At 72.5% G+C, this 15344-nt stretch carries 12 protein-coding genes; 3 read left to right on the top strand and 9 right to left on the bottom strand.

Features of this window, described 5'->3' with window-relative positions; translation table 11 throughout:
- Window positions 1-5: 5 nt before the first annotated feature.
- The 6 genes from ABH920_RS16160 to ABH920_RS16135 form a co-directional block, all read right to left on the bottom strand.
- Complete coding sequence (locus tag ABH920_RS16160) at window positions 6-1469, bottom strand: acyl-CoA carboxylase subunit beta (protein WP_370349793.1); 1464 nt, start codon at window positions 1467-1469, stop codon at window positions 6-8.
- A gap of 19 nt (window positions 1470-1488) precedes the next feature.
- Window positions 1489-2733, bottom strand: a complete 1245-nt coding sequence (gene fabF / locus ABH920_RS16155; RefSeq protein ID WP_370349792.1) for a beta-ketoacyl-ACP synthase II — start codon at window positions 2731-2733, stop codon at window positions 1489-1491.
- A gap of 91 nt (window positions 2734-2824) precedes the next feature.
- On the bottom strand, window positions 2825-3073 hold the full coding sequence (locus ABH920_RS16150) for an acyl carrier protein (RefSeq protein WP_370349791.1): 249 nt from the start codon (window positions 3071-3073) through the stop codon (window positions 2825-2827).
- An 86-nt stretch (window positions 3074-3159) separates the two neighbouring features.
- Window positions 3160-4170, bottom strand: coding sequence for a ketoacyl-ACP synthase III (locus ABH920_RS16145; protein ID WP_370349790.1), 1011 nt, complete (start codon window positions 4168-4170; stop codon window positions 3160-3162).
- Window positions 4171-4202: 32 nt separating this feature from the next.
- Complete coding sequence (locus tag ABH920_RS16140; RefSeq protein WP_370349789.1) at window positions 4203-5405, bottom strand: acyltransferase domain-containing protein; 1203 nt, start codon at window positions 5403-5405, stop codon at window positions 4203-4205.
- 80 nt (window positions 5406-5485) lie between these two features.
- Entirely contained in the window at window positions 5486-6709 is a 1224-nt protein-coding gene (locus tag ABH920_RS16135) for a PucR family transcriptional regulator (protein WP_370349788.1), read from the bottom strand.
- 268 nt (window positions 6710-6977) lie between these two features.
- Between ABH920_RS16135 and ABH920_RS16130 the strand changes: the two genes are divergently transcribed.
- On the top strand, window positions 6978-8549 hold the full coding sequence (locus ABH920_RS16130; RefSeq protein WP_370349787.1) for a hypothetical protein: 1572 nt from the start codon (window positions 6978-6980) through the stop codon (window positions 8547-8549).
- On the opposite strand, the gene ABH920_RS16125 is transcribed toward ABH920_RS16130, so the two are convergent.
- The 3 genes from ABH920_RS16125 to ABH920_RS16115 form a co-directional block, all read right to left on the bottom strand.
- Entirely contained in the window at window positions 8531-8737 is a 207-nt protein-coding gene (locus ABH920_RS16125) for a hypothetical protein (RefSeq protein WP_370349786.1), read from the bottom strand. The two genes, ABH920_RS16130 and ABH920_RS16125, sit on opposite strands and share 19 nt — an antisense overlap.
- Window positions 8738-8849: 112 nt before the next feature.
- Entirely contained in the window at window positions 8850-10844 is a 1995-nt protein-coding gene (locus ABH920_RS16120) for a peptidoglycan-binding protein (protein ID WP_370349785.1), read from the bottom strand.
- A 304-nt stretch (window positions 10845-11148) separates the two neighbouring features.
- Window positions 11149-12414, bottom strand: coding sequence for a peptidoglycan-binding protein (locus ABH920_RS16115; protein ID WP_370349784.1), 1266 nt, complete (start codon window positions 12412-12414; stop codon window positions 11149-11151).
- 211 nt (window positions 12415-12625) lie between these two features.
- Here ABH920_RS16115 and ABH920_RS16110 point away from each other — a divergent pair, with 211 nt between their 5' ends.
- On the top strand, window positions 12626-14449 hold the full coding sequence (locus ABH920_RS16110; protein WP_370349783.1) for a phosphatidylglycerol lysyltransferase domain-containing protein: 1824 nt from the start codon (window positions 12626-12628) through the stop codon (window positions 14447-14449).
- Between the two features lie 87 nt (window positions 14450-14536).
- Window positions 14537-15229, top strand: a complete 693-nt coding sequence (locus ABH920_RS16105) for a lysoplasmalogenase (RefSeq protein ID WP_370349782.1) — start codon at window positions 14537-14539, stop codon at window positions 15227-15229.
- Window positions 15230-15344 lie beyond the last annotated feature (115 nt).

Genomic DNA, 15344 nt, shown 5'->3' with positions numbered 1-15344 from the left:
AAGACCTACAGCGGAATGTTCCCGTGCTGCCCGCGCACCAGCGCGTCCCCGCCGATCCCGCCGGGCGCTGCGGCGATCGCCGCCGCGATGGCGCCGCGCGACACGCTCGGTTCCACGACCTCGTCGACCACGCCGATCTCGATCGCGCGCTGGACGCCGCCGGAGACCTTCTCGTGCTCGGCCGCCAGTTCCTGCTCCAGCTGCGGGCGGATGTCCTCGGAGACCTCCGCGAGTTTGCGGCGGTGGATGATGCGGACCGCCGCCACCGCGCCCATGACCGCGACTTCGGCGGTCGGCCAGGCGAAGACCTTCGTGGCTCCCAGGGCTCGGGAGTTCATCGCGATGTAGGCGCCGCCGTAGGTCTTGCGGGTCACCAGGGTGACGCGCGGGACCACGCATTCGGCGAAGGCGTGCAGGAGCTTTGCGCCGCGGCGGACCACGCCGTCCCACTCCTGGCCGACGCCCGGCAGGTAGCCGGGGACGTCCACCAGGACGATCAGCGGGACGCCGAACGCGTCGCACATGCGGACGAAGCGCGCCGCCTTCTCCGCCGAGGAGGAGTCCAGGCAGCCGCCGAGGCGCAGCGGGTTGTTGGCGACGACGCCGACCGTGCGGCCGCCGAACCGGCCCAGGGCGGTCACCACGTTCGGGGCCCACTTCGGGTGCAGCTCCACGCCGGCCTTGTCGAACACCGCGTTCACCAGCGGGTGGACGTCGTAGGCGCGCTTCGGAGAGGCCGGGAGCAGGTGCGCCAGGTCGCGGTCCTCGACCGCCGAGACGTCCAGCGTGCCCTGGTCGCCCAGCAGCGCGGCCAGCTTGCGGGCGTTGGCGTACGCCGTGTCGTCGGTGTCGCAGACCACGTGCACCACGCCGGAGCGCCGGCCGTGCGGCTCCGGGCCGCCCAGGCGCAGCGCGTCCACGTCCTCGCCGGTGACCGAGCGGACCACGTCCGGACCGGTGACGAAGATGCGGCCGGCCGGGCCCAGGATCACGATGTCGGTCAGCGCCGGGCCGTAGGCCGCGCCGCCGGCCGCCGGGCCCAGGACCACGGAGATCTGCGGGATCTTGCCGCTGGCGCGGGTCATGGCCGCGAAGACCAGGCCCACCGCGTGCAGCGAGGCCACACCCTCCTGCAGGCGGGCGCCGGAGGAGTGGAAGAGCGCGACGATCGGGCAGCCCTCGGCCAGCGCGCGCTCGTAGGCGGTCAGGATCACCTGGCAGCCGGTGGCGCCCATGGCGCCGGCCTGGATCGTGGCGTCCGAGGCGTAGGCCACGGTGGGACGGCCGTCGATCAGGCCGGCCGCGGCCAGGAAGCCGGAGTCGTCGACCGGGGTCAGCAGCTCCGTGGTGCCGGCGTCGAAGAGCCGCTCCAGGCGCTTGACCGGGTTGCGCGGGTCGTCCTCGCGGGAGGGCTTCGCGGAGGCCGGCGCCGGGATGGCCGGCGCGGCCTTGGTGTCGGTGACAGTCATGTCGGTGCCTTCAGTCCCCTCAGACGGACCGGAAAGCCACGACCACGTTGTGCCCGCCGAACCCGAAGGAGTCGTTCAGCGCCGCGATCTGCCCCTCGGGCAGCGCCCGCGGCTTGTCGCGGACGATGTCCAGGGTGACCTCGGGGTCCAGGGTCTCGATGTTGATCGTCGGCGGGGCCTGGCGGTGGTACAGGGCCAGCACGGTGGCCACCGACTCGATCGCGCCGGTGCCGCCGAGCAGGTGCCCGTGCATCGACTTGGTGGCCGAGACCGCGACGTCCTCGGCGGCCGAGCCCAGGATCTTCCGGAAGGCCATGATCTCGGCGAGGTCGCCGCGCGGGGTGCTGGTGGCGTGCGCGTTCAGGTGCTTGACGTCGTTCGCCGACAGGTCGGCGTCCTCCAGCGCGAAGGCCAGCGCCTCGGCGACGCCGCGGCCGTCCGGCTCGGGCTGGGCGATGTCGTGGGAGTCCGCGGAGAAGCCGACGCCGGCGGCCTCGGCGTAGACCCGGGCGCCGCGCGCGGCGGCGTGCTCGGCCGACTCCAGGACCAGGATGCCGCAGCCCTCGCCGAGCACGAAGCCGTCCCGGCTGACGTCGAAGGGCCGGGAGGCGTGCTGCGGGTCGTCGTTGCGCTTGGACATCGCCATCATGTTGGCGAAGGCCGCGATCGGCAGCGGGTGGATGGCCGCCTCGGTACCGCCGGCCAGCACCACGTCGGCGCGGCCGGAGCGGATCATCTCGATGGCGTGGCCGACGGCCTCGGCGCCGGTGGCGCAGGCCGACACCGGCGCGTGCACGCCGGCGCGGGCGTCGAACTCCAGGCCGACGTAGGCCGCCGGGGAGTTCGGCATGAGCATGGGGACGGTGCGCGGGCCGACCGAGCGCGGGCCCTTGGCGAGCAGGTCGTCGTAGGCGCTCAGCAGTGTGGTGACGCCGCCGATGCCCGAGCCGACCATCACGCCGAGGCGGTTCGGCTCGGCGGACTTGCCCTCGAAGCCGGCGTCCTTCCAGGCCTCGCGGGCCGCGATCACCGCGAACTGCGCCGAGCGGTCCAGCCGGCGCATCTCCACCGGCTTCAGGTGCGCCGACGGCTCCACCGCGACGCGCGCGGCGAACCGGACCGGCAGCTGCTCGGCCCACTCCTCGGTCAGGTTGCGCACCCCGGAGCGTCCGGCCAGCAGACCGTCCCAGAACGAGGCGGCGTCTCCGCCGAGCGGCGTGGTCGCACCGACACCGGTGACGACGACAGACTTGCGAGCAGTCACGAGCCTTACCTTCTATCTGGAAGTTCTACGGGTTCTGCCGGCCGGACGGCCGTAGTGCGGGTCCTGCGTTACGACAGGCCTAGCCGGTGGCTCAGGTCTGGTTCTTCTGGATGTAGCCGACCGCGTCGCCGACCGTGGACAGGTCCTTGACCGCGTCGTCCGGGATCTTCACGGAGAACTTCTCCTCGGCGGCCACGACGACCTCGACCATCGTCAGCGAGTCGACGTCCAGGTCGCCGGTGAACGACTTGTCCATCTGGACGTCGGCGGCGTCGACGCCGGCGACCTCCTCGACGATCTCGGCGAGCTCGGAGAGGATCTCTTCCTGGGTCAGAGCCATTGTGTGGCGCTCCTTCGTTGGTTTTCTGTTGGGTGGATCCGGATCCGCGTGTAGCGCGGGCCCGGGGTGAATCTAACGGCTAACAGCTAGGGGAGCGTAACGACCTGCGCCGCGTACACCAGACCCGCCCCGAAGCCGATGAGCAGGGCCAGGCCGCCGTGCGGCGCGCTGCCCTCGGAGAGCATGCGGTCCATGGCCATCGGGATGGTGGCCGCGGAGTTGTTGCCGTACTCGGCGATGGTGCGCGCGACCGGCACGTGCTCGGGCAGGTCCAGGACCTTCACCAGCCGGTCGGTGATGCGCATGTTGGCCTGGTGCGGGATGAACGCGTCCAGGTCGCCGGAGGTGATGCCGGCCTCGGCCAGCGCCTTCAGCGAGACCTCGGCCATCTGGTAGGAGGCCCAGCGGAAGACCGCCTGGCCCTCCATCTGCAGGAAGGGGCCGCGAACCTCCCCGCCGTCCTCGCCCTCCTCGGGAACGTCGTTCCAGGCGAAGGTCTGGGTGATGGTGCCGTACTTGTCGCCCTCCGAGCCCCACACCACCGGGCCGATCCCGGGGGTGTCGGAGGGGCCTATCACCACCGCGCCGGCGCCGTCGCCGAAGATGAAGGCGGTGCCGCGGTCGTGGATGTCGGTCAGGTCCGAGAGCCGCTCCACGCCGATCACCAGGACGTACTCGGCGCTGCCGGCCTTGACCATGTCCGAGGCCTGAGCCACGCCGTAGGAGAAGCCCGCGCAGCCGGCGGAGATGTCGTAGGCCGCGCCGTTGGTGCCCAGCCGGTCGGCGACCAGGCAGGCCAGCGCCGGGGTCTGGTGGAAGTGCGAGACCGTGGAGACGATGATCGCGCCGAGCTGGTCCCCGCCGATCCCGGCGGCGGCCAGGGCCTTGCCGGCCGCCTCGACCGACATCTCCAGGACGGTCTCCTCCGGCGTGGCCCAGCGGCGCTCGGTGATGCCCGAGCGCGTCCGGATCCACTCGTCGGAGGAGTCGATCCAGGTGATCACCTCGTCGTTGGTGACGACCCGGCTGGGGACGTAGCTGCCGACACCCATGATGCGGGTGTGCGCCGCGCCCTGCTTCTCCCTGATGGTTGCCATGATCGGATCCCCTTTACCGAGTGTCGGGCCGGCTAGACGTACGAGCCGGTCGGGTGGACGCGCAGCAGCGGCTGCCCCGGCGCGACCGGGTCCCCGTCTTCCACGAGCCACTCGAGGATCTCGCCCTCGTGTCGCACCGTGATCTCGTGCTCGTCACCGCGGGCGGCGACGGTCGCCACCGCGGTGTCCCGCTCCAGCTTGTCGCCGGCCTGGAAGGCGCCCCTGCGCACCGTCCCGCCGTGCGGGGCGATGACCAGACGCCAGGTCGGGGCGGTGTCCAGCGAGTCCGCTCCGGCCGACTCGCCGTGCTTGGCGACGAAGGCGCGCGCGGCGTCCAGGTCGTCCGGCGTCTTCAGCGCGAAGGTCTCCACACCCTTCAGCGCGCGCTTGGCCAGACCCGTGAGGGTCCCGGCCGGCGGCACCTCGAGGATGCCGGTTACCCCGAGTTCGCCGAAGGTATCCATGCACAGGTCCCAGCGGACCGGGTTGGAGACCTGGGCGACCAGGCGGCGCAGGACCTCGCGGCCGTCGTGCACGACCGCGCCGTCGGCGTTGGACACCAGCCGGGTGCGCGGGTCGCGCGTGGTGATGCCCTTGGCCAGCCGGGAGAGTTGCTCCACGGCCGAGCCCATGTGCTGGGTGTGGAACGCGCCGGCCACGCTCAGCGGACGCAGCCGGGCCCCGTCGGGGCCGTCGTCCCCGAACCGCGCCAGGTCCTCCAGCGTGCCGGCGGCCACGATCTGGCCGGCCCCGTTGTTGTTCGCCGGGATCAGGTTGTGCTCGGCGATCTTGGCCAGCACCACCTCGCGGTCGCCGCCGAGCACGGCGGTCATGCCGGTCGGGGTGACCGCGGCGGCCTGCGCCATCAGCCGGCCGCGCTCGCGGACGAACACCATCGCCGCCTCGGCGGTGATCACGCCGGTGCCGGCGGCCGCGGCGATCTCGCCGACGGAGTGCCCGCCGGCCGCGCCGATCCCGCCAACAGCAGAGTAGGCGTCACTGGGGTGCGGGAACAGCGCGAGCATAGAGGCGATGCCGGAGGCGACCAGCAGCGGCTGCGCGATCGCGGTGTCCTTGATGGTCTCGGCGTCGGCTTCGGTCCCGTAGTGCACGAGATCCAGCCCGGCCACGGCGGACCACCAGGTCAGCCGGTCGGCGAAACCTGGGACCTCCAGCCAGGGGGCGAGGAATCCGGGGGACTGGGCACCCTGGCCCGGCGCGACGAGTACTAGCACGTGATTCACTCTCGTTCGTCAACCGCGAGATTGCCTTTAGCGGGGCGGACGAAGATCATGGTCTGGATCTTGGAGGGTTCCTACAAAGCGTTCGACGGTCCAGCCAACCTTCCCAAGGCCAGCGCCATATGGAGGGTGAACGCGGCGCGCGGTTGCGCGGGATTGAGGCCTGTGAGTTCGCTCACCCTTTTGAGCCGGTAGCGCACGGTGTTGGGGTGTACGAACAGCATTCGGGCGGCGCTTTCCAGCGACGCGGCCTGTTCCAGATACGCCGAGACGGTTTCGAGCAACGCCGCGCCCGCGGACTCCAGCGGCCGATAGACCTCAGCCACCAGTTGAGCCTTCGCGGCCTCGTCGCCGGCCAGGGCGCGTTCCGGGAGGAGTTCGGCGGCCAGCACCGGACGCGGCGCGTCGGGCCAGGCGCCGGCCGCGCGCACCGCGGACAGGGCGGCTTGGGCGGAAATGCCCGCAGACAGGAGGTCTTCGACAACCGGGCCGATCACCAGCGGCCCTGGCCCGAACTCGTTGGCCAGCGCGCGGGTCGCGGTCAGCGGATCGTCGGCGCCGCCGATGATCACCACCAGCCGGTCCGACTGCACGCCGGTGAGCACGGTCAGCCGGGCCCGGCGCGCGGCGCGGTGCACGGCGTCGGCGACCAGCGCGGTGTGCTGCCGGACGTTCTCCCGCCCCGCCAGCGGCTCCGGGGTGGTGCCGACCACGACCACCAGGCCCGAGGCGCTGTCCCAGCCCAGGGCCGCGGCGCGGGAGCGGACGGTGTCGTCCAGCACGTCGCCGCGCATCAGCTCGTCGACGACCAGCGCCTCCAGCCGTGCGTCCCACGCTCCGCGCAGCTCCGCGGCCTGCGCGTAGACCTGTGCGGCGGCGAAGGCGATCTCGCGGGAGTAGCGCAGCATGCCCTCGCGCAGCGCGGCCTGCTCGGCCGGGCCCTGCGCGATCTGGCCGATGCCCTCCTCGACCACTTCTATGGTCGTACGGACGAGTTCGACGGTCTGGCGCAGGGTCACCGAGCGGGTCAGCTCGCGCGGGGCGGTGCCGAAGACGTCCGCGCTGATCGCGGTGCGGTCCTGCGGATTGCGGAACCACTCCACGAAGGCCGCGATACCGGCCTGCACGACCAGGCCGATCCAGGAGCGGTTGTCCGGGGGCATGGCCCGGTACCAGGCCAGGCGCTCCTCCATCCGCTGGATCGCCACTCCGGCCAGTGAGCCGATGGACTTCTCCAGACGCCGGACCGCGGCCGCCCGTTGGGCGGGGGTCAGGTCGTCAGTGGTGCCGGTGGTCATCTCCTCATTCTCGCTCACGGAATGGGACGGCCGTGTCCATGTTCACGCACAGTCCTGGACAAGCGGGGATCATCGGCCATGTCCGGGGGTGCGCTGTCGGGTTCGCGTGTGACGCGACGCACAGGGGGTGGGGGATGGCCGCGGGTTGTCCGTCGGTCGTCTGTCGGTCGTCTGCCGGTCGTCTGTGGTCCTTCGTCGTATGCATGACTAGTCGCGGCCGAGTGCGTGGTGAAACGGTCATTCCTCAGCAATCTGGTATACGTGGGCTGTGAAGGACACGCACCACCGCGGCCCCGCGACCGCGATCACCGAGCTCCAGGGCACCGCCGAGCAGGGCCGTCTGGTGCTGGCCGAGGTGCTGGACCGGATCGAGGCGGCGTTCCCGGCCGCGGCGCGGCGGCACCGGCTGGGCCCGGGCGCGTGGCTGGTCCCGCTCGGCGTCGGCGGGGATGGCAGCATGCTGATCGCGATGGCGCCGGCCTGTCGGCCGCGGGACCGGGGGAACGCGCAGCTGGTGCTGTCCGCGACGCTGCTGGGCCGGGCGGAGATCGGCGAGGCGGACGCGGCGAGGGCGCTGGGGTGTCTGGAGGGCGTGCCGTTCACCGAGTTCGAGACCGACGCCTTCGCCGAGCAGCTGCCGCTGCTGGCCGGGCTGGTGGAGCGGGTGACGGACAAGCCGCTCGGGGAGTGCGGGGTGGTGCTGGTCGGGCACCTGCTGTCGGATCTGGTGGTGCAGGCGCAGACGCTGATCGCGCTCGGTGCGCGGCCCGAGGCGATGACGGTGCTGAAGAAGGAGTATCCGCACAAGCTGCGGTCGCGGGTCGAGGCGCACCTGGCCGGGCTCGGCATCGCGGTGCTGCCGGTGTCGGACGCCGAGGCCGCGCTGCGGCTGCACGCGGCGCGGGTGTGCGAGCCGAGCGTGGTGATCGACGACGGCGGGCACGTGCTGCCGACGGTGATGCGGGTCGCGCCGGAGGTGGCGGCGAGTTTTCGGGGGCTGGTCGAGCAGTCGTTGGCGGGTATCGAAGAGCTCGAAGACGCGGCGGGTGCGGTGGTGGCGGTGGATGCGGTGGGCGCGGCGGCTGAGTCCGGGTCGGCGGCTTCAGGCTCGGCTTCGACTTCGGTGCCGGTGCCGGTCTTCAGCGTGGCGCAGAGCGCTGTGAAGCGGGGGGTCGAGGCGCGCTGGATCGCCGAGTCCGTGGTGCGCTCGATCCGGGAACTGGTGCCGGAGAAGAACTTCGACGGCGGGCAGGCGCTGGTCATCGGGTACGGCGTCGTCGGGGAGCAGGTGGCGGCGGTGTTGCGGGGGCAGCGGATGCGGGTCGCCGTGTACGACACCGAGTGGCGCCGGTTGGTCGCCGCGCACGAGGCCGGCTACCTGACGGCCCCGGATCTGTCGGCGCTGTTGGACGGTCATCGGCCGACGCTGATCGTGTGCTCGACCGGCCAGACCGGGCTCGGCGGCGAGGATCTGGACTTCCTGCCGGGCGACTGTTGCGTGGCGAGCGTGTCGGGACGGGCCTCGGAGATCGACCTGCCGGGCCTGATCGAGCGTGCCGAGTCGGTCGAGGAGGTGCCGCGCGTCGGGCTGCGGTACCTGCTGCCGAACGGGCCGGTCACGGTGCTCGCCGACGGTCTGCAGGTGTTCGGGCCGCGCGGCGACCGGGTGCCGGCGCGGCAGTCGGACCTGACGATGGCGGCGGCGGTGTGGGGCGCGTGCATGCTGGCCCGGCCGGCGAGCGGGTTCGCGGCCGGGCACGACGTGGCGCGGACCGACGCCTCGATCGCCGAGAGCGGGCTGGTGGAACGGTATTACCAGCTCTACGGTCCGGATCGCTGAGGTCTGATTCGCCGCGGTTCGGTGTGCCACTGCGCGAGGTAGCCGCCGTCGACGGGCAGCACGGCGCCGGGCTCGTCGCGCAGAGCGAGGACGCGTTCGATGCGGATGGCGACGGCGACGGCGACGGCGACGGCGACGGCGACGGCGACGTCGAGGCGGCCGTGAGCGTCGAGGGCGGCGCCGACCATCGCGCGGACGTCGGTGTTCCGGGTGACGTCGCCGGTGACGAGGCAGACCTCAGCTGCCTTCGAAGGCCGCGCCGGGAGTTTCCCGGTCCCGGCGCGACCTTTCGGCGGTTTGTCAGTGTGCTGCGAGCGTGTTGATCGCCACGGCTGTGGTCGGGCCGCACACGCCGCGCGGGTCCGCCGTGATGTTGAGCATGTTCTGGACGTACGCGACGGCCTCGGTGGTGCGGGTGTCGTAGACCCCGGTCACCGGGACCCATGTCGGGGTGCCGAGGCGGTCCAGGAGCGTCTGCAGGGTCGAGACGTCCGGGCCGGTGTCGCCGGCCTGCAGTGTGCCCGCGCTGGGGGAGATCTGCGGGGTGCTGCTCGACGCGCTCGGGGTCGGCGTCGGGGTGGGGGTCGGCGTGGTCGTCGGACCGGTCGGCGTCGGGCCGGTCGGGCTCGTCGTCGGCGTGATCGGCGTCGTCGGGCCGGACGGGGTCTGGGGCAGCGTCGAGGTCGGCGTCGTCGGCGTGGTGACCGGGGACGTCGGCGTCGTGGTCGGCGCACCCGGGGTGGTCGGCGTCGTGCTGACCGGGGTGCTCGGCGCGCCCGGCGTGCTCGGCGGCGGGTTCGAGGTCTGGATCGGGCCGTTCGGCGGCAGCCCGGGCCCGGAACCGCCGGGCGAGCTCGGCCCGGACGGCGCCGAGTTCGCCTTGGTCGACGTGCTCGGCGGCGTGACACGGCTGCCGGGCGCGGTCGAGGTCTGCTGACCGCCGTTCGGCGCGGACGGCGCGCCGGAGTTGGAGGCGGTCGCGTCCAGCGGCGAGGTCGCCGGATCGGAGCTGGCCCCGGTGGCGCCGAGGGTCGAGCCGTCGCCGGAGGGGGCGTTGCTCAGGTCGGTGGTGACGGCCGAGCCGTTGTTCCCCGACGCCATGTCCACGCCGGACCCCGGCGCGCCGGAACTCACGGCGTGCACCAGCCCGAGCGCCCCGCCGCTGGCCGCGAGCACCGCGGCGATCGGCACGGCGGCCCGGAACGCGGGACGGCGCGGACCCCGGTGGCGGCCGCCGTTGCTGCGGTCGAAGGGGGGCAGGTCGCCGCCGCCGCCATCACCGCCGCCGTCGCCACCGTAGCCGGACCCGCCGAAGCCGCCGGACGAGGGCAGCAGCGCGGTCTCGTTCACCGGCCGCCGGACCAGATCACGCCCGACGGCGTGGTCGGACAGGCGCGTGACCTCGCCACCGCTCTCGGGCGCACGGCCATCGGCGCCGGCTATTCGGCTCTCGCCGGTCGGCCGGAACCACTCGGCCTCGGCACGGCGCGCGGGCACCGGAGTGCGCAGGTCGCGGGTGAGGCCCTCGGCACGCTGCGCGGCCGGCGCCGCCGACTGCCGCTGGGGCAGGGCGCCCTGGCCGCCGGGAGCCGGAGGCTGCGGCGCGTTCGGGCGGGGCTGGAACGACGGGTGCTGGCCGGTCGGTGCCGCGGGCCGAGACTGGAACGAAGGATGCTGCTGCGGCGGGGCACTCGGGCGCGGCTGGAACGAGGGGTGCTGACCGGTGGGAGCAGCGGGCTGCGGCGCGTTGGGGCGCGGCTGGAGCGAGGGGTGCTGACCGGTGGGAGCAGCGGGCTGCGGCGCGTTGGGGCGCGGTTGGAACGAGGGGTGCTGTCCGGTAGGAGCAGCAGACTGCGGCGCGTTGGGGCGCGGTTGGAACGAGGGGTGCTGTCCGGTAGGAGCAGCAGGCTGCGACGCGCTGGGCCGCGGCTGGAATGAAGGATGCTGTCCGGCGGGCACATTCGACCGAGGCTGGAATGCCTGGAACGAAGGCTGCTGCGGACCGCGCGCCGCCGGCCGGGGCTGGAACGAAGGCTGCTGCCCCGCCCCGCCCTGCGGCATCCCCGGCTGCTGTCCGTGAGCACTCTGCCCGCCATGTCCGGCATGACCACCGTGCGGCGCACCCTGCTGCCCCGCTCCCGGCACCCATGAGGGGTCCGGCACCCGGCGCTGCGTCATCGGCAGGTTCGCGTCGGTGTGCGGTGCGTTGCCCGCATTCCCGGTGCTCCAGTCCTGGTCGGGCATCGAGCGTTTTTCTCTGGGGGCCGGGCGACGGCCGCCGTTCGTCTCCGCCACGCTGAACTCCTCCGTTCGCGGGCCGGAACCGGGTGGCGCCGGCGCCGGCTTCGGTGCGCTCTCGCGGGGATCGGTGCGGGTCGCGGGGTCGCGGCGGAACAAGTCCGCTTCGCGCTGTGACCGCACCGGTATCCGGGGTAAGTCGGGCTCCAAAGGCTGCTGCGGTGCGGACATCTCTGCCTCCGTAACGTCCTTCGTGGCGTGGCGCGACTTTGGGCGATCACCGACGCTATCACTCTGATGTTCGTCGGGGGGTGTGAATCAGGCTATAGGCCGGTACCGGCCTATGCCCGTCCGCTCACGCTCAGTTGCCTAATGAGGATTGCAATGCCTTGTCGGTCGCCGGTCCGTAGGTTCCGTAAGCGTCGGGCGGGCTGCAACCTGGGTTGGCGTCCTGAAAGCTCTGGACCGCGTTCGTCGTGTCGCTGTTCCACGTGCCGGTGACCTTGAGCCACCAGTCGCCGGACTTCTTGAGGTTCTGTTGAAGTTGCGAGACCGCCGGGCCGCTGGAGCCGGGACCGAGGACCGTGAACGTCGGCGAGGGTGAGCTCGGCGGCGGTGCCGCGGCCGTGGTGCTGCTCGGCGGTGTCGACGGCGCGCTGCTCGGCCGCGACGTCATCTGCGAGCTGCTCGGCGACGAAGGGTGCGACGAACTCGACGATTTCGACGGCGACTTCGAACTGTGCGACGTCGACGGTGTGCTCGCGCTCGTCGACTCCGAATTCGAGCCGGTCGGCGATCCGGTCGGCGACGGCGTGCCGGGCGCGGATGTGGCGCTGTCCGACGGCGTCGCGGCCGCGGCGCCGGCCGCGCCGTTCGTCGTGGTCGCCCCGGCCGCCGCGGGCCCCGCCGACGGCTGGCCCGAGCCGCCGCCGAGCACGCTGTACGCCGCCACGCCGACCACCGCCACGCCGGCCAGCAGCGCCCCGATCTTCAGCGCGCGCGGCGGCCGGTTCCCGCCGCGGTGCCGGCCCCAGTCGGTGTCGTCGTGGAAGTGCCCGTGCTCGCCGGGCGCCGCGTTCTCGTGCTCGGGGTAGTGCTCCGGGTAGCCGCCGTGGTCGTCGTAGCCGTCGTAGCCGTCGTCGGCCGGCACGGCCAGGATCGGCATCGTCGTGGTGAGGTCGCTCATCGGCGGATCCGGCTCCGGGTAGGGGGCCGGGGCCGGATTCTGCGGCGGGGCGTTCCGGGCCACCGCGCGCGGCGGCGGCATCGGGGTCGAGAGCAGCCCGGGGACCTGCTGCGGGTCGGCGTCGCGAGGCGGTCGCGGGCTGGGGACGCCCTGGCCCCCCGGGTGCGGGCCGTCGGGGCCGGGACCGTTCTGCCGGCCGCGGCCGTTGGGCTGCTGGCGTCCGTTCGGTTGCTGCTGTCGCCCGTTCGACTGCTGCTGCCGGCCGTTCTGCCGTCCCTGTCCGCCGCCCGGTGCGCCCTGCCGGGGCCGCCCGCCGGAGGAAGCCCGCACGAACGGGCGCACCATCGTCGGGTCGTCCTCGACGAAGTCCTCGGGCGGGCGCGACGACTGGTTCCCAGCGCGGCCGCGTCCAGGCTGCCGCCGTCCGGGTTGTTGCTCCATCGGGTAAGCCCCCAACATCCGTCCGCCAGTGATCGCTTCACAACCGCCCCACCCGCGGTGCCCCGGAGAGTACCAGGAATCTCCGGCGCCGCTCCGGCAATGTGGCGTCCACGCGCGCGTCGCCCACGGCACTCCAGGATGAACCCGGACGTTGAGTAGATTGGACGGCTATCAGCTTCGAAACCATACACAGCCGGAGGTAAGGGTTCGGATGACGGAGACCGCGACTACGAGCCGCGTGCAGCGTTTCCGCGCCCGGATCCCGATGCTGCTGGTCTGGTACTGCCGGATCGTGGCGCTGGCCTCGATCCTGTCCGCGCTCTCGCCGAAGACCAACGAGCGCATCGACCGGCTGCCGGACTACATCCTGTTCAGCCTGGGGTTCCTGCTCGGCGTGCCCTCGATCGGCTTCGGCGTGCTGATGCTGATGCTCGGCGCGGCCGTCCGCCGGCGCAAGCGGATCGCCTGGTGGCTGCTGATGGTGCTGGGCCTGTTCGTCGGCCCGCTGGGCTGGCTGGCGATCAGTGCCCTGCTGTACGACGTCACCTCCGCCGACCTGCAGCCGCTGGCGCCGCTGATCGTCGCCTTCGTGATCCAGGCGCTGTTCATCGGGCTGGTGATCTGGTCCCGCAAGCAGTTCTACGCCGTCTTCGACGCCGCCAACTTCCGGCTGGCGCTGGTCGTGCTCGGCGTGTCGCTGGCGCTGTCGACGGTCCTCGGCGTGACCCTGGTCGCCTGGAACGACGCCAACCCCGCCACCGACCTCGGGGACCAGGCGCTCTACACGCTGAAGGCGGGCATGGCCGGCACCGGCATCTGGTGGTATGACACCGCCGTCGAGGTGCCGCACTGGGTCGACGTCACGGTCAACCTGATCGGCTCCCTGATGATCCTGGCGGTGGCCTGGGCCCTGTTCCAGCCGCGCCGCGGCACCTACCGGCACCTGCCCGAGGACGACGACCGGCTGCGCACCTTGCTGGACAAGTTCGGTGACCAGGACTCCCTGGGCTATTTCAACCTCCGCCGGGACAAGGCGGTGATGTGGTCCCCGACCGGCAAGGCGGCGATCGCCTACCGGCCGGTCGGCGGGGTGTCGCTGGCCTCCGGCGACCCGATCGGGGACGTCGAGGCCTGGCCGGGCGCGATCGAGGCGTGGCTGGCCGAGGCCCGGCAGCACGCCTGGGTGCCGGCCGTGATGGGCGCCTCGGAGGAGGGCGGCAAGGTCCTGACCCGGTTCGGCCTGGACGCCGTCGAACTCGGCGACGAGGCGGTGGTCGAGGTCGACGAGTTCACCCTGGAGGGCCGCGCGATGCGCGTGGTCCGGCAGGCGTACAACCGGGTCGAGCGCGCCGGCTACCGCACCCGCATCCGCCGGCACGCCGAGATCCCGGCCGAGGAGATGGCCCGCCTGGTCCGCCGGGCCGACGACTGGCGCGACGGCAGCGTCGAGCGCGGCTTCTCGATGGCGCTGGGCCGGCTCGGCGACCCGGCCGACGGCCAGTGCGTGATGGTCGAGTGCCTGGACGGCGAGGGGACGCTGCGCGCGCTGCTGTCCTTCGTGCCGTGGGGGACGAAGGGCCTGTCGCTGGACCTGATGCGCCGCGAGCGCGGGACCGAGAACGGCCTGGTCGAGTTCATGGTGATCGACCTGATCAAGGCCGGCCCGGACCACAAGGTCGAGCGGGTCTCGCTGAACTTCGCGATGTTCCGCAGCATCTTCGAGCGGGCCGGGCGGATCGGCGCCGGGCCCTTCCTGCGGCTGGCGCGGGTCGTGCTGTCGGTGTTCTCGCGCTGGTGGCAGCTGGAGTCGCTGTACCGGGCGAACATGAAGTACCGGCCGGTCTGGGAGCCGCGGTACCTGTGCTTCCCGAAGGCCCGGGACCTGGCGCGGATCGCCATCGCGGCGGGGCGGGCCGAGGGGTTCCTGGCGTTCCCGACGCCGCGGTTCCTGCGGCTGCGGCGTGAGCCCGAGCTGGCGGCGGTTCCGGCGGCTCCCGCAACTGCCCCGGAGCTGGAGAAGCCGCTCGGCGACTGAACATTTGAGCGTCGTACATATATACAAGGAGAGCTTTCGCGCGCGAGGGCTGCTGACATCGAAGCTACCGAGTAGTAGCTTTCCGCTGTGCCTCTGACGCTGACCCTGCTGACCTTCGTGGTGGCCTTCGCCGACTGGACCGCCGTCTCCCGGCGTGCCATGGACCCGGCGTCGGCGGGTGCGCGCCGTGCGGAGTACGTCGCCAAGCCGCTGACCATGGTCGCGCTGATCGCCGCGGCCCTGGCCATCGCGCACGCGCAGCACGCTCCGGCCTACCTGGTCGTGACCATGGTCGCGGCCCTGGTCCTGAGCCTGGTCGGTGACGTCTTCCTGATGCTGCCGGAGGACTCCGCGTCGGCCGACCGGAACTTCGTGCTCGGCCTGGGCGCCTTCCTGCTCGCACACGTCGCGTACATAGCCGCCTTCGTCCGCCTGCACGCGCACGCCGGCTACGCGATCTCCTTCGTCATCACCGGCCTAGTCCTGGCCGGCGCGCTGTTCGCGACCGTGGGGCTGCCGATCCGTGCCGCCGCGAAGGACGAAGATCCCGCCCTCGCCGTCCCCGTCCTGGCCTACGTCACGGTCATCTCGCTGATGGTGGTCGCGGCGTGGTGGACCGGCGACCTGCGCATCATCCCCGGCGCGCTGCTGTTCGCCGTCTCCGACGCGATGATCGGCTGGACCCGCTTCGTCCGCAAGGACTGGGAGCTGGACGTCCCGATCATCGTCACCTACCACCTGGCGCAGATCCTGCTGGTGCTCGGCCTGGTCCGCAGGTAGGGCCGATATCTCGGAGGCGGCGCTGGTACCCTTGGGGTATGCGGGCTGTGACGCTGCTTCTTATGTCGCCGCGCTGAAACAGGACGGAGCCGCCACAGGCTCCGGTCAGCGCGGC

The sequence above is a fragment of the Catenulispora sp. EB89 genome, assembly GCF_041261445.1.
Classification (GTDB): Bacteria; Actinomycetota; Actinomycetes; order Streptomycetales; family Catenulisporaceae; genus Catenulispora.
This window is presented reverse-complemented; position numbering and strand designations above follow the sequence as displayed.